Raw genomic sequence first — 20,606 nt, 5'->3', positions numbered from 1 at the left:
TTTAAATAAGTTGGCGACTTTGCGAGCAATTTCATAGGTTCTTAAAACCCAATACTATTTCCACCATCAACAGGTAAAACAGTTCCGGTTGTGTATTTTGATTCGCTTAATGCGAAATAATAAACAGCATCTGCAATGTCTGATGGTTCTCCTAAAAAGCCCATTGGAGTTCTTCCGAGTACTTTATTTTTTCTTTCGGGATCATTATCAAGTGCTGCCGAAGACATTTTTGTTTTTATAAATCCCGGAGCGATGCAATTGACACGAATACCAAACGGTGCCAGTTCGACCGCCATGGCTCTGGTCATCGATTCGATTGCGCCTTTACTGGCTGAATAGGCAATTACTTTTGGAATCCCATATTGCGATGCCATCGAACTGATGTTAACGATGCTTCCACCGTTATTTTCTTTCATGTTTTTTACAACAGCTTTACTCACAGCAAAAACGCTTAAAAGATTGGTATGAATTACAGATAGAAAATCTTCATCGGTAACGTCTGTAAATTCTTTTTTCAGATTGATTCCGGCGTTGTTTACCAAAATATCAATCGGATTTTCTTTGGTCAGTTTTTCAATCATTGTTGGAATTCCGCCCAAATCATTTAAATCATAAATAACCGGAATGGCATTTTCGCCAATTTCCTTACAGGCATCTTCTGTTTTTTCTTTTGATCTTCCAACTATATAAGTTTTAATGCCGTTATCACATAATTTCTTTGCTGTTGCAAAACCCAAACCCGAATTTCCTCCGGTTACAATTGCCGTTTTTGTGCTCATATTTTTTTAATTTGAATATTAATTTCCCGGTGCAAAAGGAAATTTTAATGATTTAAAATAGTCCAGAGACTGTGTTGGTTTTTCGACGCCTAAAGGTAATTCCTTTTTTGAATATTGTTGAAAATACAGCAGACACGCATCCCGCCACCATTTTGCTTCTTTGTGCTGAATTTCTAATAACATCTGCACTTCTTTAAAACGTTCATCATCAACATATTTCTGCGTTTTATTCCAGATATTTTGCATTGCTGCAACCTGATTTACACCTTCCTGATATTTTAAAGCTAAACCATTCCAAAGCGTTTGTCCGTTTTTCAATTTATAATCCCAGGAAACGTGATGAAACCATAACAAATCTTTTTCGGGACAAGTTTCGAGATTATCGAACATTTTCTCCACTTCGGGGGCGTATTGCGCTGTGGCATTTGTTCCGGTTTTTGATCGGTCGAAACCAATTCCGTTTTTATCTGCTTTATGATAATAAACGGGATTCCATTCTGGTCGTGACAAGTTTGAAACCCAAGGCCCCGGACCATAATGATGCCCAGTATCCATAATGTGATGCAAACCAAGCGGTGTCATATAATTTACAACGGCTTCTCGCGATTGCATCATCATTTGTTTAACAGGTTTTATGAAGTTTTCATCGTTCGAAAATGTGCATCTAAGCCACTCATCGGCAATGGTTTCTGAATCTAAATAAGGATTCCATGCTAGTCTCCCAAAGCCGTACCAATTGGCCTGCGCAAAAGGATGTCCCGTCCAGTTGAGATCATTACCTATGTTGGAAACACCTGCAATTCCGGTCAGTTTTGTTTTGTTTAGAGATCCATCAATAACTTTGGCAACGGTTGTTCCTTTTCCTTTTTGATAGGTATCTGATTCTAAAACTTCCTGAAATAATTTTGGCAGAAAAACCAAATGCGTACTAAAACCCAGATATTCCTGAGTGATTTGGAACTCCATCATCAAAGGTGTTTTTGGCATCGCACCAAACATGGGATGAAAAGGTTCACGAGGCTGAAAATCAATCGCTCCGTTTTTTACCTGAACAATTACATTGTCTTTAAATTTTCCATCATAAGGCACAAATTCGGCGTAAGCTTGTTTGGCTCTGTCGTTTGCATCATGTTCAGAATACACAAAAGCACGCCACATAATGACACCTCCAAAAGGCGCAACCGCATCGGCCAGCATATTGGCTCCATCGACATGGTCTCTGTTATAATTTTGCGGTCCGGGTTGACCTTCTGAATTTGCTTTTACCAGAAATCCGCCAAAATCGGGGATTCTTTTATAAATTTCCTTGGCTTTATTTTTCCACCAATTAATGACTTGAGTATCTTTTGGATCGGCTGTTTTTAAACCTCCAATTTCAATTGGTGCCGAAAATCGTGCTGTTAAATACACTTTGATTCCGTAAGGTCTGAAAACGTTGGCCAACGCTTCTACTTTTTCTAAATATTGTGGCGTCAGGATTAATGCGTTTGCGTTTACATTTGTCAAAACCGTTCCGTTAATTCCGATTGAGGCATTTGCACGCGCATAATCAATATAACGCTGATCGATAAAATCAGGGAGTTTTTGCCAGTTCCATAACGAAAATCCGGCGTAACCGCGCTCTACAGTTCGGTCAAGATTATCCCAGTGATTTAGTATTCTGATATTTGTTTTTGGTGCATCAGTAATATTTAAATTTTGAATGGGTTTATTGGTTTGCATCAATCTCAAAAAGCTATAAACGCCATATAAAACGCCAACATCTGTTTTACCTGTAATGACAAGGTGGTTTTTATTTTTTATGGAAATAGATTTAATGATAAAACCTTCGTCATTTATTTGATCGAAATTCCCAACTTCCTTTTCAATTTCAGAAGTTAGAAATTCTTTTGAACTTATTATAATATTATGATCTCCCGAAATTACTGACTTATTTTCAAATTTCTTTCCCAACATTTCATCCAAACCGGATTGCAGTTCTGTAAAGGCTATTTTAGCAGTTTCCGATTTTCCCAAAGAAACAATCTCCTGAATAGTAGAAAGATATTGTGTTTTTAAATTAGCGTCAGCAACCTTATTGTATTGCAGCCATAATTTGTAATCTTTTTGAGCTGATGAAGACCAGCAAACTACCAAAAACAGTAAAATAGATTTGAAAAAAGTTTTTTTAATATATGTCATTTTGCTTTTCTATCAATTTAAATTTAAAATGCAAATCAGCAATTCTATTCAAAATCATATTATTTAGCAAAAAAAGTGCTAAAAAAATATGTTATTATAAAAAATAGGTTATTTGCAATCGGTTGTGCTAAAATACAAAAATATGGGAATAAAAAAATAAAAATTGATTTTTTTAATTCTGATTAGCTTTTTAAAAATAGAAAATGAGATCCTTAGCAAGAAGAATTATGAAAGAATTCGACATAAAAAAACCTATCAATATTGAAATTAACAGGTTTATAAAATAGTAAAAAAAGAGAATCTAAATTCTCTTAGAAGATTCACGTATAAGGACTTGTGTATTTAAAAATGTAATTTCTTTGGCATCTTCTTCCTTAGCCGATTTAAGATTTTTGATAATCAGTTCGGCTGCGGCTTTTCCCATTTTCTCAGCCGGATGCGTTATGGTAGAAATGTTTGGTTCAATAATTTTAGAGATTGGATCGTCGTTAAAACCAATTACTGCAAACTCTTCAGGTATTTTAATTCCACGCTTTTTTGCTGTCTGCACTGCACTTACGGCAAGAATATCCCCAGGCGCAAAAAGACCATCAGGACGGATTTTTAAATCAAATAATTGATTACAAGCTTTTACGCCGTCTTCATACGTCATTTCTTTCAGGTTTATAATCAGCTTTTCGTCAACAGGAAGTTCGTGCTCTATTAAAGCATCCATATATCCCCTTTTTCGCTCATTATAAAGTGTACCAAATTCTGATCCGGCAGTTAAATGCGCGATTCTTTTACAGCCTTGTTCGATGAGATGTTTTGTTGCTTTATAACCTGCGAGATAATTATTAATGACAACTCTGAAAGTATCATAATCTCTGGGGACCCTGTCTACAAATACAAGAGGAATATTGTTATTAGAAAATTGTTTAAAATGTGAAGTGTCTTTTGTTTCCATCGCAAGCGAGCAAATAACACCGCTTACCCTGTTGCTGTATAAAGATTTAGCTAAATTAACCTCCATCTCGTAGGAATCATGCGACTGCATAATAAGAACTGAATATTCAGATTTTTGAGCCGTGATTTCGATACCACTAATTAAAGAGGATAAAAATGGCTGTGTTACTGTTGGAATTAAAATACCAATAGTTCTTGATTTATTCCCACGTAAACCTGCGGCCAAAGTGTTAGGTACAAAACCCATTTCCTTAGCTGTCTGCTTAACTTTTTTTATTGTCTTATCACTAATAGTATGATGATCTTTTAAAGCTCTTGAAATTGTTGATGTTGCAAGATTAAGCTTCTCTGCAATATCATATATCGTTACATGTCTGTGTTCTTCCATCATTAAAGTACTAAGATCGTAAATGTAATTATTTTAATGATACATTAATACATTCTGGAAGCATTTTGCATATTACAAGCACCTAATTGATTACCTGATATCATCTCATTTTTAAAAAAATGTCACAAAACATAATTTTTTTATTTTAAAAAAATGTCATTTCTTTACACAATCGGTTGTTTGAAAACAAATTATAATGCTGTATATTTAATTCTCCAAAACAAAAAAGCTTATGAGATCATCAAAATTCAAATACATATTACTACTGTTTATAACTTCTTTTTGCTTCGCACAAGAAAAATCTGAAAAATTTCTCTTTCAAGATCCAAACCTGACGTTTGAAGAACGGGTAAATGATCTGGTAAGTCGCTTGACATTGGAAGAAAAAGTATCACAGATGCTAAATTCATCGCCGGCAATTCCCCGTTTGGGAATAATTGCTTACGACTGGTGGAACGAAACCTTACACGGCGTTGCAAGAACTCCTTTTAAGACAACGGTTTATCCTCAGGCAATAGCGATGGCGGCAACATTTGATAAAAATTCACTTTTTAAAATGGCCGATTATTCTGCTTTGGAAGGAAGAGCTATTTATAATAAGGCTTTAGAATCAAACAGAACCAACGAGCGTTATTTGGGACTTACCTATTGGACGCCCAATATTAATATTTTTCGTGATCCGCGTTGGGGACGCGGTCAGGAAACTTATGGCGAAGATCCCTATTTGACCAGCATTTTAGGTGATTCATTTGTAAAAGGACTTCAGGGTGATGATCCTAAATACTTAAAAGCAGCGGCTTGTGCCAAACATTATGCGGTACACAGCGGACCGGAATCATTGCGCCATACCTTTGATGTTGATGTTACTCCTTATGAACTTTGGGATACTTATCTTCCTGCTTTTCAAAAATTAATAACCGGATCAAAAGTGGCTGGCGTAATGTGTGCATATAATGCTTTTAGAACGCAGCCGTGTTGTGCCAGTGATATTTTGATGACTGATATTCTTCGTAACCAATGGAAATTTGATGGCTATGTAACCTCTGATTGCTGGGCAATTGATGACTTTTTCAAAAATCATAAAACGCATCCTGATGCCGAATCAGCTTCGGCTGATGCGGTTTTTCACGGTACTGATATTGACTGTGGTACCGATGCTTACAAAGCTTTGGTTCAGGCGGTAAAGAATGGAAAAATCAGTGAGAAACAAATTGATATTTCGGTTAAAAGGCTTTTTATGATCCGTTTCAGACTCGGAATGTTTGACCCTGTTGCAATGGTTAAATATGCACAGACGCCTGCTTCTGTTTTGGAGAGTCCTGAGCATAGTCAGCATGCCTTAAAAATGGCCAGACAATCAATGGTTTTGTTACGCAATGAAAAGGATATATTGCCACTGAGTAAAAAGTTAAAAAAGATCGTAGTTCTTGGTCCCAATGCAGATAATGCTATCTCGATATTAGGTAATTACAACGGAACTCCGAGCAAATTGACAACGGTTTTAAATGGCATCAAAGAAAAACTGGGCAGTAGTACAGAAATTGTTTATGAACAGGCAATTAATTTTACCAATGATACTTTATTAGTATACCAGGATCTTAAAAATCAATACCATTACGAAGGAAAAGCAGGTTTTAAAGCGGAATATTTTGATAATGTTGATTTATCAGGAAATCCTGCCGAAATAAGAATTGAACCTGAAATTAATAACTTTTGGCAGGAAGGCGAAGTTGTGGTTAAAAACATTAAGGCAAATCATTTTTCTGCTCGTTACACCACAAACTTTACTGCAGACAAAGACGGTTCTATAACATTCGAACTCAGCGCTGATGATGGTTATCGTTTTTTAATTGATGGAAAAGAAGTCGTAAACGCCTGGAAAAAAACAGATGGGGAGAAAAAACATTTCAATTAACTACCAAAAAAAATACAGTTTATAAGCTAGTTCTTGAATATTGGCAAGGAGAAGGAAAAGCAAACGTTGCCTTACGTACAGGAAACTTTGTAAAAACTGATTTTGCAAAATTAACTGACCGAAATAAAGATGCGGATGCCTTTATTTTCGTGGGTGGAATATCACCTCAGCTTGAAGGCGAAGAAATGCCAGTTAATTTTCCGGGGTTCGCAGGCGGTGATCGTACCTCTATCCTACTTCCGGAAGTACAAACCCGACTAATGAAAGCACTAAAAGCTTCAGGGAAACCAGTTGTTTTTGTGATGATGACCGGAAGTGCGATCGCGATTCCGTGGGAAGCAGAAAATATTCCTGCAGTATTGAATGCATGGTACGGAGGTCAGGCAACGGGAAATGCAGTCGCTGATATTTTGTTTGGAGATTATAATCCGGCGGGAAGGCTGCCTGTTACTTTTTACAAAGGGGATTCAGACTTGCCAGCTTTTGTTGATTATAGCATGGATAATAAAACCTATCGTTATTTCAAGGGCACGCCGCTTTATGGTTTTGGATATGGTTTGAGTTATACTTCCTTTAAATATGATCCATTAACGATTCCTTCCAAAATAAAAAAGAATGAAACTGTTCCGGTCTCTGTAAAAATAACCAATACCGGCAAAACAGAAGGCGAAGAAGTTGCCCAATTGTACATTATCAACCAGAATGCAAATATAAAAACACCACTCAAAAGTCTAAAAGGATTTGAAAGGCTTAATTTAAAACCGGGCGAAAGCAAGACCATAACCTTTAAACTTTCTCCTGAAGATTTGTCTTATGTGACTGCCGAAGGAAATTTACAACAATATGAAGGTAAAGTTAAATTTGCCGTTGGCGGTGCTCAGCCAGATGAAAAAAATCAAATGAAAAGTAATATTGTGTCTCAAATTATTCAGATAGAAAAATAAGCAGACATAAAATATTATTGAATTAATCGAATCAAAGCGGTTCAATTTTTTACGTGCTTTTATAATTAGAATATTAAATACGGTTCCTTTGACATCCTATGGATCTTGAGGAGCCGTTTTTTTATCGATGCTGGACATCTTATTCTTTTATCATAATGTTACGAAACCATACTTTGTTTCCGTGATCCTGCAAAGCTATTTTTCCTTTTTTGAATGTGCCAAAACCCGGCCATTCTGCAAATTTGCTTCCCTCGATCAATTTATTAAAATTAGCATCCCAAAGTACCGTCTCAACTACTACAATACCATTTAGAATTAGCGTTAGTTTTCCTTTTTTGCTAATCACTTCCGCAGTATTCCATTCCCCAACTTTTTTTACAGGTTCTGATTTACTTTGAATCAAGTCGTATAAATCTCCCGCACGGTGTTTGGTGATTTTTCCGTCGGTATGACCGTCATTGTCCAAAACCTGCATTTCGAGACCTGTACTGTATGTGTTTTGATATTTTGAAGGATCTTCATTAACATAAAAAATAATACCACTGTTACCGTTTGGCGCTATTTTCCAATCTAATTTTAAATGAAAGTCTTCAAATTCAGCATCTGTTACCAAATCCCCTCCTTCTCCATTCTGCGCTGCATCAGGATCAAAATATAAAACTCCATCTTCTACTTTCCATCCGGTTCCTGCAGAATTTTTACCATACGAATGCCAGCCTTTGGTGGTTTTTCCATCAAAAAGCGGTTTAAAACCTTTCTGTGCATGAATCTGTAAAAAAGACAAAATCAATACTGCAATTATAACTTTTTTCATTTTGTTTAAATTATTTATTTGTACTAAAAACGGTTTTCTGAAGTTCTTCCTGAGATTTTCCTTTCGTTTCAGGCACTATAAAAATAACAAGTTTCAGGAGAAATTAGAAAATTGAATAACTAAAAGACACTTTATATTATTAATTAAAAATAATACAAAATGAGGAAATGCATCCAATAAAAATAGAGGCTGCTTCACAATTGTGAAACAGCCTCTTATATTTTGTAAGAGAACTCTAATTCAACTTCTAGTATAAATAATTAAGAGCTGTAACGTCGTTAGAATTGAAAGCCCCTGTTACGCTTGAACTGAAACATGCTAACATGTAAGAAGTAGAATCGTATCCTGAAGGTGTTCCAGGAATTTGAATTGCTCCAACGCCAGCTGTTCCCTCGTTTGAATTTTGTCCACAACTTTGACGGCTGAACCAGTCTGTATGACGTAAACCAATACAGTGTCCGATTTCGTGTGCAGCTACGTGTGCGTTTACATTTGTTGAATAAGTATCTAATCCAGAATATAATGTAACTGAATTATAAGGATTTCCTCCTGAAGGGAAACCAGCTACTCCACCGGCAGATCCGGTTTGTCTTCTTACAACAATGTTTGCACCTGAAGTACTTGAACTAAAAGTTAGCGTAAAGTTAATTGATAATCCTAAATTATTGTATCTGTTGATTGCCGCTTGCAATCCATTCCGCATATTTGTTGACAGTGCTGATGTACCAGTCCCTGTTAATCCAACAACTCTAATTGTTCTTGGAGCAGATACTAAATTAGTAGTACGGTACTGTTCTGTAGTAATACCACCATGAAGATCCATTTTATTTAATTGATCTTGTGTAATGATAATATCTCCTTCTATCAGGAACGCATCCTCGGTAGTACCATCTAATTTAGTATTCTTAATCACCTGAACATCTGATGTATTTAATGAAAGTGAACTAATTTTATTTAACACCTCTGGTGTTACTTTAAGGGATCCTTGATTAGATTGAACTTGCTCATCTTCTTTGTTACAAGAAAACAGCGTTAGCGCTATAAATGACAAGGCTAAAATTGATTTAATTTTTTTCATAATAAGTTTTTTGGTTTGTTAAATTAAGTTGATAAATAGGGGTTCTTTCACAAAATATTGTAATACTTATTACCAAATTTATATAATTTTTAATCTTAAAATACTTATAAAATAATAATTTAACAAAATTAACACTTTTTGTTATATTTTTTGATAACATATTTTTAATAATAATTATCTGATTATTACTGCAAGCCCAGTAAAATCAATAAGTGAATATAAATCAGATTATTAAGACCTATTAGTATCCGAAAATTATTTCTTTTCTAAAAGTGTTAGAAAATGACTTTTACAATTTTGCATTCATTTTAAAATGCAAACAGATTATAAAAGAAAATTGTTCTCCTACAAATTTTGATTATTGTGAATGAATAAAAAATCATAAAATTATTACAAATAATTTAATAACTTTGATTTGACCTACAACGGATAAATATTTAAACTAGAAATCATTAATCATAAATTTCATCTGGCTTTATCTAAATTAAGAAGTGATAAACAGCTGAAATAATTAAGAATGTTATAGTTGCCCCTAACCTCTACAGTAAATGAAGAAACGAATTACTTTTCTCCTTTTTATGATAACGACGATCAGTTTCTCACAAAGTTCTGAGAAATGGAAACGGTACATAAAAAAAGAAAACGAAAGTAAATTTGAGAAATACTTTTTTACATCTTTAGAAAATGCACATCAAAATAAATACAAGATTGTAAAAAAACTGGACAGTACTTTTTGTATTGTTGAAAATGAAAGTTTAAAATCGAATCAAACTTTTAAATCAGATCAAACTTTAAAAAAAAATCTACCGGTAAATAATTTATGGAAATTACCTTCAAATTTTTCAGATCATAAAGAAGACAAGTTTTATACAATAGCAACAGATACTATCGAAGCTTTGATTACAGACTTGAAGTTATTGAACATTTCTGATATTAAAATACTGAACAATCATCTTGTAATTATAAAAAGTGATTCTAAAAAAATTGTTGATGAAATTATAGCGCTCAACAGTGTGTCTTCTATTTCGCAGGAATCGTTGCGGCCAAAAGGGGAATCTAAAATAATTGATCAAAATTTTAGCATCAATTCTATAAATAAAGCCACTACTAATTTTCCTCTTTTAACAGGCGAAAATCAAGTTGTAGCTATCAAAGATGATTTGTTTAATCTGGATGATATTGATTTATTACATAAGCACATTCCTTCCTCAACGCAATCTGCAATTGTATCGAGTCATGCAACGGCTATGGCGACTATAGTTGCAGGATTAGGAAATAGTTCAGCATTAGGAAAAGGAGTTGCCGAAAAGGCTAAAATACAATCATCTGACTTTTTGAATATTTATCCTGATGAAGTAGCAACTTTACAAGGTGCTGTTACTCAAAATCATTCATACGGCACAGAAATTGAAAATTTTTATGGTTCGCTTGCTAATGCTTACGATTCTCAATTGTTTTTAAATACTGATTTGACTCATTGCTTTTCCTCCGGTAATAGCGGACTTCAGGGGTATAAATCTATTACCGGTAATTTTAAGCAATCCAAAAACAGCATTATATTGGGCTGTATTGACCAAAACGAAGTAGTTATGCCGTTTTCTTCAAAAGGTCCTGCTTATGATGGCCGAATAAAACCTGAGTTAGTAGCTTATAGCACACAAGGAACTTCAAATTCTACAGCATTGGCTACAGGAATTATTACGCTTATGAAACAACATTATAAAACTATAAACAATAGTTCTTTGACTAATGCCCTGACAAAAGCCATTTTAATTAATAGCGCAAAAGATTTAGGTAACTCAGGTCCGGATTTTACTTATGGTTATGGTAATATTGATGCTGATAAAAGTCTAAAAACAATCAACGAAAACAGAATCATATCAGGTAATTTGACATCTGGTCAGACAAATACACATACGATTACTATTCCCGCAAATGCAAAAAACTTAAAAATTACATTAGTATGGAACGATTTGCCGGCTGCAATTAATAGCAATATAAGTTTGGTGAACGATTTAGACATGGAAGTTATTTCGGCCGACAATATCACTTTTTTACCCTGGATTCTTAACCCTGAGATTCCTGAGCAGCAAGCTTTAAGAGGAAAAGATAAAATTAATACTATCGAACAAATTACTATTGAAAACCTTGTGTCGGGTTCAGTTTCTATCAATGTTATGGGGTCGTACATATCGAATACATCTCAGGAATACGGTATTGCTTACGAATATGAATTGGAAAATCAATTTGAATGGAATTATCCTGTAATTAATGATAATTTCCCTTATGATGGAAAGACTATTTCTCCTTTCAAATGGAATTCTTCATTTTCCGGTATCTCCGGAGAATTGTCTGTTAGTTATAATAATGGGGAAACCTGGGAAATTATAGCAAATAATATAAATCTGGATAATGAACAATTTACATATACGCCTAAAGAACAAAAATTTTCAAAGGCCAAATTAAAAATGACCATTAATAATACCGAATATATCTCTGACAGCTTTACGATTTCTTATGATTTAAACATCAGTACCAGTTTAGTTTGTGACGGCACAACAGAAATTAATTGGGACAAACCTGCCGATGTTACTTCCTTTAATATTTATCAATTAACGGGAGATCATTTAGAATTTAAAGAACAAACCACAAACGCTAGTTATGTTTATACTGATGGAAAAATCCACACTGTTATTCCTGTATTTGACAATACCGAAGGAATAAAAAGTGAGTCAACATTACAATACACCGAAAACTCAAATTGTTATTTTGAGTTGACTTTGGCAGAAGTTTTTGAGGAAGACAAAGTAAAGATAGATGCCAGTCTTTTCAGTTTGTACAACATTAAAAGAATTGACTTAGTAAAAATAGTTAATGATGTTGAAAGTGTTATTAGTACAATAAACGATATCAATTCAAAAACATTTTCTTTTTTGGATGCTGCCCCGATAAAGGGCAGCAATAAATATAAAATAAATATAATTTTAGAAAACAATAATGTAATAAGTTCGCTAATTCTTGATACTAATTATTTGGGAGATGATTTGTTTTTTGTATACCCCACACTATTAAGTAAAAATGAGGAATTAAATATTGAAGCTAAAAAAGAAGGAAACGCTATTTTCTATCTGTACAACATCGGTGGACAAAATACTATTGCTTCTCCTTTACTTTCTAAAACCAATACTATCCATCTAAAAAATACTGCATCGGGAATTTATATTTATAAAATAGTTACAAACTCTGGCGAAATGCAAACAGGCAAAATTGCAGTTTTTTAAGCTCTTGACACAGAATCTCACTTTGTAAAAACCAGATCATTAACCAAATCTATTTCGTCCTGGCTTATTGTATGCCCCATATTTGGGTATATTTTTTTTGTAACTAATGCTCCCATTTTTTTAAGAAGCACTTCAGTTTCATTTACTCTTTCAACGGGAACATGAAAATCAGGATCGCTTGTTCCGATGAAAATCGGTGTGTTTTCAAAATTTCCTGAATAATGATTTTCATATACTTTATCCCCTATAAGTCCGCCAGTAAAAGCTGCTACACCTCCATATTTTGCAGCATTTCTGGCTGTAAATTCCAATGCAAGACAAGCTCCCTGCGAAAATCCGAGGAAATAAATGTTTTCTTTCTTAATTCCATTTTGCTGAACTGCTTCAACAACCTGAGCAATGGTTTCCAAGGATTTTGAAAACGAAGGCTCATTCTCTTCAATCGGTACTAAAAAGGAATACGGATACCAGGTTCTGTTCTCTGCCTGAGGCGCTATTAAGGCAAAATCTTCAACCTTAAGATACTTCGCAATCGAAAGAATATCGTTTGAACCTGCACCACGCCCGTGAAGCATGATTAAAGCTTTTTTTGCTTCTTTTAAAGGCGTTCCTGCTGTTATATTTTCTAAATTCATGATTGTATTTTTTAAATTATTTTTTCCAGATATCCTGATATTCATCCGGATGTTTCTTGAACTGCGCATGTACATAAGGACAAAGTGGTAAAACCATCAAATTATTGGCACGTACATAAGATGTCATTTCATCCAAAAGTTTTTTTGCATAACCTTTTCCTTCAGCTTCAGGCTCAACACCTGTATGGTAAACAGTCAGCAAATCCGGTTTAATGCTTACCGTCATTTCTCCTAGTTTTTTATCATCAACATAAAGATTAAAAGCTCCATGTTTTTTTTCGTCTAATTCTAATTTTATTGTTTCCATAGTATTTTTTATTTATAAAATTAATTTACGCCTAATTTAAGCGTAAACTAATTTCATTTTTTTATTGATTTAAATATCTTTTAGTAATTAATTAATTTTAACCAAGTGCTTTTCAATGGCAGCTCTTTGTGATTCATATTGTGCCGGAAGTTTTAAGTTTTGTCCTAATTCTTCTAAGCTTTCATCTACTGTAAATCCGGGATTATCTGTTGCGATTTCAAACAAAACTCCTCCTGGTTCTCTGAAATATAGAGAATGGAAATATTGTCTGTCGATTTGTGGTGTAATTGACAATCCAAACTCTTCTATTTTTTCACGGAAGTGCATTAGAATTTCATCATTTTTCACTCTAAAAGCCACGTGGTGAACAGTTCCATTTGCATTTAAACCACGTTTTTCATCAGCCAATTCTACTAAGTCAACAATTGCGGCATTTTCTACAGCATCTGTTGCATAACGATAACGATTTACATCCTGATCAATCAATTTGTAACCAAATATTTCTGTTAAAACTAAAGCAGTTGGTTTAATATCGTTTAAAGTTAAAGTAATATTGTGAAAACCTTTTGTTGCAACATCTGCTTTTACTTCGTCAGTTTCCCAGCCTTTTCTGTTATCGTCCGTTTTAGATTCGATCAATTCTAATTTTAATCCGTCCGGATCTAAAAAAGTAAGATATTTTTCTCCGAATTTCTCAGCAGGTTTGTTATAAATTACATTGTATTGTTCAAAACGTTTCTGCCAGAAATCAAGGCTTCCTTTTGGAACAGAATATCCTATTTCAGTAGCCATTCCAGAACCTTTTCTTCCTTGCTGAATTCCTTCTCCCCAAGGGAAAAAAGTTAAAATTGTTCCTGCGCTTCCTGTCTCATCACCAAAATAAAAATGGTATGTTCCCGGATCGTCAAAATTCACTGTTTTTTTGATAAATCTTAATCCTAAGATTTTTGAGTAAAAGTCGAAATTACGTTTTGCGTCACCTGCAATTGCAGTAATATGGTGTAAGCCTAAAATTTTATTTTCCATGGTATTTAATGTATTAAAGTTGTTTTGATTTTCTTTTACAAATTTACTTCCGTTATACCTGTTTATCGATTAACCTAGATTAAGAAATGAAAATTGCTTAAAAACTGTTGTTTTTCTTATTATATAATCAGTCGTGTTCTTAATAACTGAATTAACTTTTTGTAAGTTAATCTACCTAAAAATAATATAAATGATTACCCTAATTCTATAAAATGGAATCAATCGTGTTTCGGAAATTTGTGAAAAAGCAAGAACCATGAAAAACTTTTTACGAAATAACGGACTCAGTATCTGTTTTCTACTATTATTTTTCGGCGCATTAATCGGTCAAATATTTTTTGGGTTCGAAGAACATAATAAAGAATTGATTGATGAAGGCAGTACTGCTATTACGCTTTCTTCTTATCTTATTTCAGGTCATTTTATTCAATCGACTTTTGAAAATTGGGAAAGCGAATTTCTACAAATGGCCTTATTTGTTGTATTAACCATTTTTTATGCAGCGGGGTTCTTCAGAATCTAAAGATTTAGACAAAGAAGAAGAATTTGACAGAGAACCTTCGCCTACGCGAAAAGATGCACCCTGGCCTGTAAAAAAAGGCGGCTGGATTCTTGAAATCTACAAACATTCACTTACCATTGTTTTATTGTTATTGTTTATACTTTCTTTTTGTGCTCATTTTTACGGAAGCCTTAAAGATGAAAATGAACAATTGGCTTTAAAAGGAATGCCTTTGGAATCTGCCTCTGATTATTTGGGAGATACGAGGTTTTGGTTTGAATCTTTTCAAAACTGGCAAAGCGAATTTTTATCTGTTTTTGCCATCGTAATACTTTCTGTTTATCTAAGACAAATTGGCTCTTCACAATCTAAACCTGTGGATGCCCCTCATATGGAAACAGGCGAATAGCTATTTTTTTGAAATAAATAAAGAAATCTTTTATCAATTAAAACTATCATTATGCCAACAGTTACACCTTGGAGCGCAACGGCGCAGGAAGATATTGAAAATAGTGAAATACTTTTAGAAAGAAAAATTGTTGATTACACCTATCAATTTTACAATACAGGTGATTCTTTATGGATTGTGGTATTGATGCCTGAAAACGGAAAAATAGCTTTTCGTGCGGCATTTGCTATGAACAGCTGTTTTGAAGTTACAAATCTTTTTGATGATGAAGATACCACTGTTTTTATACTCGATTCCAGATTGGGAAGTTATGAAGTTCGCATCAATTTTCCGGAAGGTGTATTACATTATACAACAACATTTACAGCAAAAACTGCCTTAATGATTCCGTTTTGGCCACGAGATATAATTCCGCTTACACAAAGTGGAAGTTTAGAAAACACGGCTGGAAATATTCACATGGCACAATTCGGGTCGCGATCAGGATTGTTATTTGCCAGCATTACAAAACCACAAACAGGATCCTTTTTTTATTTTCAAAATCTTACTTCATTGTCTGAGTATTGCGAAGTTACCAAAACAGAATCGAAAAATACCGTTGGAGGAACATGGCCGGAAATTGGATTTCAGCTTCCAATAACGGATGAATTGCCTCTTCCTCCCAATCAGGCATTTACAATATCAGATGCGTATATAATAGTAGAGACTGAAATTTTTAAAGATACAACGGCTATTTGTGAGCACTTTTTAAATAATCTTGTTATTATATACAAAGTGCTTGAACAGCCAAGAATTGAATATCATAATTGGCCGGATATCGCTCAAAAAGTTTTAAATGATTTGCGGTATAACAAAGGTGCATGGCAACAGGCAAGCGGAATTCAGTATCTAAATGCCTACTTATGTGACTATGACACACCTCCTGAAAGTATGGTACAATTGGCTGTATTGGCACCTTTTAAGGAATTTGAAAAATGGAGTGGTGAAAAACAATCGATCTGTGATGAGTTAATTAAGGGACTGCCTGCTTTTTATGATCCAAAGATAAATTGCCTTAACAGATGGCTTCCTTCGATGGTAGACAAACTTGACAACTCAGAAGAACAAAAAAAAGAGATGGTGATGGATTCCTGGTATCTGCACCATCCGTTAATGAATTTGGCAAGACTGGCTTTAGCTGGAGACAAAACAGCAAAAAAACTGGTATTAGATTCTATTGAGTATGTCATAAAAGTGGCGCATCATTTTAAATACAAATGGCCTGTATTTTATAATATGGAAACCCTCGAAATAATCAAGGAAGAAACTGCTCCCGGTGCCGGAGGAGAAAGGGATGTTCCCGGATCGTACGCACATTTAATGCTGCTGATTTTTAAATTAACGAAAGAAAAACGCTATTTAAACGAAGCAGAAAAAGCAGCCAGAAAATTGGCAGATCTGGGTTTAAATATATTATACCAGGCCAATAATACAGCTTTTGCCGCTGCGGCATTATTAGAATTATTTAAAATTGCTAATAAAAAGCTATACCTCGAGATAAGTTATACCTGTCTGAGCGGATTATTTAAAAATATCCAGCTTTATGACTGCAAATATGGCTATGGTAAAAACTATAATAATTTCTTTTCAATATTTCCCCTCAATGATGCACCGTATACCGCTGCTTATGAAGAATTAGAAGTCTACGCAGCTTTATCAGAATATTTATCACTGGCTAAAGATGTTGACATTTTGCCTTCTTTAAGAACGCTAATTCCGGAGTTTATTAAATATACCGTGAGCAGGATTGCTTATTATTATCCAACGATGCTGCCAAAAGAAATGCTTTCGGAAGAAGTTAAAACAGGTGAAATACAAGCCGATCTCTGGGTTCCTCTGGAGGATTTGTACAATGGCTGGGAAAAAAGCGGTCAGGTTGGTCAGGAAGTATATGGCAGCGGAATGGCTTTTGGAATTGTATCCAGACAATACATCAAAATCGATGAAGATTTTCTTCTTTTTATCGATTATCCTAATGAACATACGAAAAGAGGAAAATCGATTACCATCAAATTAGATGGTGACAAAGATATGATCTGCAATTTGAAAATTATAAAACTCAAAGACCGTAAAATTCAAATGAAAGTGTTTTTTGATAAGGAACTTCTTGATCCCTTCACAAAAAATGTCAACATACAGGAATATAAAATTTCTGGTCAGGGTTCAGTTAAAGTTCAATGGTAATATTTAATAAAAAACCCAGTACTAAAAAATATCATCTGCTGTTAGAAATTCCAGCAGTTTGCAAATAATAATCATTTATAAAAAAACAAACAATGGAACAATTAACAAATTACTTTGGACAAAATATTAAAGACAAACGAATTGTAGTAACCGGCGGCACAACCGGAATAGGAAAAGCAATTGCCGATGTATTGGTCTCTCTGGGCGGACGCGTTCTTATTTTTGGAAGAGATGAAAAAGATTTTAAAAATGCTGTCGAAGATCTTAAACAGCAATTTCCCGGCTGCGACGTTTATGGAACTCCTGCCGATGTAACCAAAAAAGAAGATATCGATAAAATATTGCAAATTGTAGATACTGAGTTGGGCGGAATTGATATTCTTATTAACAATGCGGCATTAGGTGCTCCGGGAATTACACAGGAAACTTACAAGGATTACAAGTATATTATTGATACCAATATTACTGGTTACCTGGCTTTTGCTCAGGAAGCCTCATTACGAATGAAAGAGCAAAAATCCGGGCATATCATTAATATTGGGTCTATGAGTGCCGAGAGCCGTACTCCGGAAAGCACCATTTATGTAGCTACTAAATCTGCAATACGAGGTTTTAGCACATCGCTTCGTAAGGAATTAAATCCGCTTGGAATTAAAGTCTCACTAATAGAACCCGGAGCCGTAACAAGTGATATGCAGCCAGGCACTAAAGAAGAGCATAAGGAAAAAATAGAAAAAATGGAAATGCTCGAAGCGTATGATATTGCTATGAGTGCCCTATTCTGTTTATCTCAGCCAAAGAGATGCGATATTGTAACGATGCAAATTCGACCACATCTTCAAATTATATAAAAAGAATTGCTATTGATTTTGGTTGGATGGTAATTGTACAATATTGCGGAATAATCTTATAAATTGAAATTAATGGTATAGGCTAAATTTGATTTATAAGTTTATTCCAGATCACAAATGCCTCATAATGTGACGATAACATAAAAAAAATAAATCTAAACAAAGCAAAAACTAATGAAAAATTTTCAAGACGAAAAACAGCGTGATTTGTCGATAAACAAATCCGACGGAACTAATAAGTTCCTGACTACTGATCAGGGTGTTCGTATTAACGATGATAACAATTCGTTAAAAGCCGGCGAAAGAGGACCTTCCCTACTCGAAGATTTTATTCTGAGAGAAAAAATTACGCATTTTGACCATGAACGTATTCCGGAAAGAATCGTACATGCACGTGGTTCAGGAGCGCACGGTTTTTTTGAAGTAACAAACCCAATTCCTGAATTAACAAAAGCAGGATTTTTAAAAGAAGCCGGATTAAAAACACCCGTTTTTGCCAGGTTTTCTACCGTTGCAGGTTCAAGAGGTTCTACAGATCTTGCGCGGGATGTACGAGGATTTGCTGTAAAATTTTACACGCAGGAAGGTATTTATGACCTTGTTGGCAATAATATACCTATATTTTTTATTCAGGACGCCTCAAAGTTTCCCGATTTAGTTCACGCTGTAAAACCAGAGCCTCATAATGAAATGCCTCAGGCAGCGTCTGCTCACGATACTTTTTGGGATTTTATTTCCTTAATGCCCGAGTCGATGCACATGATTATGTGGGTAATGTCTGATCGTGCGATTCCAAGAAGCTATAGAATGATGGAAGGTTTTGGAGTTCATACTTTTAGATTGATTAATGAAGCTGGAGAATCGACTTTTGTGAAATTTCACTGGAAACCTAAATTAGGAACACATGCTGTTGTGTGGGATGAAGCCCAAAAAATTTCGGGTAAAAATCCAGATTTTCACAGAGAAGATTTATGGGAAGCGATCGAAATGGGAAATTTTCCTGAATGGGAATTAGGCGTTCAGGTCATTCCTGCAGAAGACGAACACAAATATGAATTTGACTTACTTGACCCGACCAAAATTGTTCCCGAAGAACTTGTTCCTGTAACGATTGTGGGAAGAATGGTTTTAGATAGAAATCCCGATAATTTCTTTGCAGAAACAGAGCAAATTGCCTTTCACCCAGGGCATGTTGTACCGGGAATTGATTTTACAAACGATCCGTTGCTTCAGGGAAGATTATTTTCTTATACCGATACACAACTTTCAAGATTAGGAAGTCCTAATTTTCATGAAATTCCGATTAACAGAAGCGTTGCGCCGGTACATAATAATCAACGTGACGGACACATGCGTCAGGAAATTAATAAAGGCCGTGTAAGTTATCATCCAAATTCACTTGGCGGAGGATGTCCGTATCAGGCTAAAATTGCCGAAGGTGGTTTTGCAAGTTTCAACGAGCGCATCGATGCACATAAAGTAAGAGAAAGAAGTGAAAGTTTTGCAGATCATTTTGGTCAGGCAAGATTATTCTTTAACAGCCAGACAGATGTAGAAAAAAGCCACATCGTAAAAGCACTTCGTTTTGAACTTGGAAAAGTTGAAACTACAGCCGTAAGAGTTAGAATGCTGGGACTTTTATCTCAGGTTGATACGCAATTGGCAGAAAAAGTTGCCTTGGGTCTTGGAGCTTCGGTTCCACCTGTATTGGAAACCCCAATTAATCAGGGTGTATCTCCGGAAAATGAAAATGGAAATCAGGAACCACGAACAGTAGATTCATCGGTTGACAGTTCTGATGCTCTTTCTATGCTTAAAAACCCTACCAATTCGCCTACAATTGCTTCCAGAAAAGTAGCTATTATTTGTTCTGACGGAGTTTCTGAAGCCGCAGTCCTAAACATGAAAAGTGCACTTCTCAAAGAAGATGCAAAAGGTTTTGTTGTTGCGCCGCATTTAGGATCTGTTCTTACAGATGCTGACGGAGCAATTGCAGCAGATTATAGTTTGCTAACCGCATCTTCTGTTTTGTTTGATGCTGTTTACATTCCGCATGGATTAGGCCTTGACCTTTTGGCTGAAAATGATGATGTAAACGAATTTATAAACGATGCTTATAAACACTGCAAAGTAATTGGTGCCGATGGTGAAGCAACAAAAATATTAAGCGCAGCACCTTTTGTTGCCAAAATAACAAACAATGATGACGGACTTATTTTATCCAGCGAACCTGGCACACAATCATTTGCATTAGATTTTATTGCTGCTATGGCACAACATCGTTTTTGGGAACGCGAAACCAACTTATACAATTAACATTCAAAATAA

The 20,606-nt window shown here is 34.8% G+C and carries 14 protein-coding genes and 1 pseudogene; 7 read left to right on the top strand and 8 right to left on the bottom strand.

What is annotated here, in order from left to right:
- Positions 1 to 41: 41 nt before the first annotated feature.
- From ACZZZT_RS11740 to ACZZZT_RS11730, 3 genes are all read right to left on the bottom strand, one after another.
- Positions 42 to 779, bottom strand: a complete 738-nt coding sequence (locus ACZZZT_RS11740; RefSeq protein ID WP_463460481.1) for an SDR family NAD(P)-dependent oxidoreductase — start codon at positions 777 to 779, stop codon at positions 42 to 44.
- A gap of 18 nt (positions 780 to 797) precedes the next feature.
- The gene (locus ACZZZT_RS11735; RefSeq protein ID WP_463460480.1) at positions 798 to 2,960 is read right to left on the bottom strand and encodes an alpha-glucuronidase family glycosyl hydrolase; all 2,163 of its coding nucleotides are present in this window, start codon (positions 2,958 to 2,960) and stop codon (positions 798 to 800) included.
- A gap of 301 nt (positions 2,961 to 3,261) precedes the next feature.
- Positions 3,262 to 4,293, bottom strand: a complete 1,032-nt coding sequence (locus ACZZZT_RS11730) for a LacI family DNA-binding transcriptional regulator (RefSeq protein WP_073397880.1) — start codon at positions 4,291 to 4,293, stop codon at positions 3,262 to 3,264.
- A 397-nt stretch (positions 4,294 to 4,690) separates the two neighbouring features.
- Between ACZZZT_RS11730 and ACZZZT_RS11725 the strand changes: the two genes are divergently transcribed.
- A complete protein-coding gene (locus ACZZZT_RS11725) occupies positions 4,691 to 6,208 on the top strand; it encodes a glycoside hydrolase family 3 N-terminal domain-containing protein (protein WP_463460479.1) in 1,518 nt (505 codons plus the stop codon).
- Complete coding sequence (locus ACZZZT_RS11720) at positions 6,169 to 7,152, top strand: glycoside hydrolase family 3 C-terminal domain-containing protein (protein ID WP_463462414.1); 984 nt, start codon at positions 6,169 to 6,171, stop codon at positions 7,150 to 7,152. The genes ACZZZT_RS11725 and ACZZZT_RS11720 overlap by 40 nt, the downstream gene beginning before the upstream one ends.
- A gap of 139 nt (positions 7,153 to 7,291) precedes the next feature.
- On the opposite strand, the gene ACZZZT_RS11715 is transcribed toward ACZZZT_RS11720, so the two are convergent.
- Positions 7,292 to 7,966: a 3-keto-disaccharide hydrolase gene (locus tag ACZZZT_RS11715; protein WP_463460478.1), complete on the bottom strand. Its 675-nt coding sequence runs from the start codon at positions 7,964 to 7,966 to the stop codon at positions 7,292 to 7,294.
- Between the two features lie 247 nt (positions 7,967 to 8,213).
- Positions 8,214 to 9,044, bottom strand: a complete 831-nt coding sequence (locus ACZZZT_RS11710; RefSeq protein WP_463460477.1) for a M57 family metalloprotease — start codon at positions 9,042 to 9,044, stop codon at positions 8,214 to 8,216.
- Between the two features lie 548 nt (positions 9,045 to 9,592).
- On the opposite strand from ACZZZT_RS11710, the gene ACZZZT_RS11705 reads away from it, so the two are divergent.
- Positions 9,593 to 12,325 carry a S8 family serine peptidase gene (locus tag ACZZZT_RS11705; protein WP_463460476.1) on the top strand — a complete coding sequence of 911 codons (2,733 nt, stop codon included), beginning with the start codon at positions 9,593 to 9,595 and terminating at the stop codon, positions 12,323 to 12,325.
- 17 nt (positions 12,326 to 12,342) lie between these two features.
- Here the strand turns inward: ACZZZT_RS11705 and ACZZZT_RS11700 are convergent, their stop codons facing one another.
- The 3 genes from ACZZZT_RS11700 to ACZZZT_RS11690 all read right to left on the bottom strand — a co-directional run bounded on the left by ACZZZT_RS11700 (position 12,343) and on the right by ACZZZT_RS11690 (position 14,293).
- Positions 12,343 to 12,960: an alpha/beta hydrolase gene (locus tag ACZZZT_RS11700; protein ID WP_463460475.1), complete on the bottom strand. Its 618-nt coding sequence runs from the start codon at positions 12,958 to 12,960 to the stop codon at positions 12,343 to 12,345.
- A 16-nt stretch (positions 12,961 to 12,976) separates the two neighbouring features.
- Entirely contained in the window at positions 12,977 to 13,267 is a 291-nt protein-coding gene (locus ACZZZT_RS11695; protein WP_042562893.1) for a GNAT family N-acetyltransferase, read from the bottom strand.
- An 87-nt stretch (positions 13,268 to 13,354) separates the two neighbouring features.
- A complete protein-coding gene (locus tag ACZZZT_RS11690; RefSeq protein ID WP_463460474.1) occupies positions 13,355 to 14,293 on the bottom strand; it encodes a ring-cleaving dioxygenase in 939 nt (312 codons plus the stop codon).
- A gap of 256 nt (positions 14,294 to 14,549) precedes the next feature.
- On the opposite strand from ACZZZT_RS11690, the pseudogene ACZZZT_RS11685 reads away from it, so the two are divergent.
- From ACZZZT_RS11685 to ACZZZT_RS11670, 4 genes and pseudogenes are all read left to right on the top strand, one after another.
- Positions 14,550 to 15,204 (top strand): annotated as a pseudogene (locus tag ACZZZT_RS11685) (DUF6766 family protein).
- Positions 15,205 to 15,255: 51 nt separating this feature from the next.
- Positions 15,256 to 17,427: a hypothetical protein gene (locus ACZZZT_RS11680; RefSeq protein WP_463460473.1), complete on the top strand. Its 2,172-nt coding sequence runs from the start codon at positions 15,256 to 15,258 to the stop codon at positions 17,425 to 17,427.
- A 92-nt stretch (positions 17,428 to 17,519) separates the two neighbouring features.
- Entirely contained in the window at positions 17,520 to 18,278 is a 759-nt protein-coding gene (locus ACZZZT_RS11675) for an SDR family oxidoreductase (protein WP_463460472.1), read from the top strand.
- Between the two features lie 174 nt (positions 18,279 to 18,452).
- Positions 18,453 to 20,594: a catalase gene (locus ACZZZT_RS11670; protein WP_463460471.1), complete on the top strand. Its 2,142-nt coding sequence runs from the start codon at positions 18,453 to 18,455 to the stop codon at positions 20,592 to 20,594.
- Positions 20,595 to 20,606: the final 12 nt, after the last annotated feature.

The organism is Flavobacterium sp. AC274 (assembly GCF_979258275.1).
The sequence above is the reverse complement of the archived record's forward strand: the minus strand, read 5'-3'. Positions and strand labels throughout refer to the sequence as shown.

What these genes read in the sequence shown, in the direction of transcription:
- ACZZZT_RS11735 (WP_463460480.1), bottom strand. Translation starts at nt 2,960, where the DNA reads ATGACATATATTAAAAAAACTTTTTTCAAATCTATTTTACTGTTTTTG.
- ACZZZT_RS11725 (WP_463460479.1), top strand. Translation starts at nt 4,691, where the DNA reads ATGCTAAATTCATCGCCGGCAATTCCCCGTTTGGGAATAATTGCTTAC.
- ACZZZT_RS11740 (WP_463460481.1), bottom strand. Translation starts at nt 779, where the DNA reads ATGAGCACAAAAACGGCAATTGTAACCGGAGGAAATTCGGGTTTGGGT.
- ACZZZT_RS11700 (WP_463460475.1), bottom strand. Translation starts at nt 12,960, where the DNA reads ATGAATTTAGAAAATATAACAGCAGGAACGCCTTTAAAAGAAGCAAAA.
- ACZZZT_RS11715 (WP_463460478.1), bottom strand. Translation starts at nt 7,966, where the DNA reads ATGAAAAAAGTTATAATTGCAGTATTGATTTTGTCTTTTTTACAGATT.
- ACZZZT_RS11730 (WP_073397880.1), bottom strand. Translation starts at nt 4,293, where the DNA reads ATGGAAGAACACAGACATGTAACGATATATGATATTGCAGAGAAGCTT.
- ACZZZT_RS11695 (WP_042562893.1), bottom strand. Translation starts at nt 13,267, where the DNA reads ATGGAAACAATAAAATTAGAATTAGACGAAAAAAAACATGGAGCTTTT.
- ACZZZT_RS11675 (WP_463460472.1), top strand. Translation starts at nt 17,520, where the DNA reads ATGGAACAATTAACAAATTACTTTGGACAAAATATTAAAGACAAACGA.
- ACZZZT_RS11710 (WP_463460477.1), bottom strand. Translation starts at nt 9,044, where the DNA reads ATGAAAAAAATTAAATCAATTTTAGCCTTGTCATTTATAGCGCTAACG.
- ACZZZT_RS11670 (WP_463460471.1), top strand. Translation starts at nt 18,453, where the DNA reads ATGAAAAATTTTCAAGACGAAAAACAGCGTGATTTGTCGATAAACAAA.
- ACZZZT_RS11705 (WP_463460476.1), top strand. Translation starts at nt 9,593, where the DNA reads ATGAAGAAACGAATTACTTTTCTCCTTTTTATGATAACGACGATCAGT.
- ACZZZT_RS11680 (WP_463460473.1), top strand. Translation starts at nt 15,256, where the DNA reads ATGCCAACAGTTACACCTTGGAGCGCAACGGCGCAGGAAGATATTGAA.
- ACZZZT_RS11690 (WP_463460474.1), bottom strand. Translation starts at nt 14,293, where the DNA reads ATGGAAAATAAAATTTTAGGCTTACACCATATTACTGCAATTGCAGGT.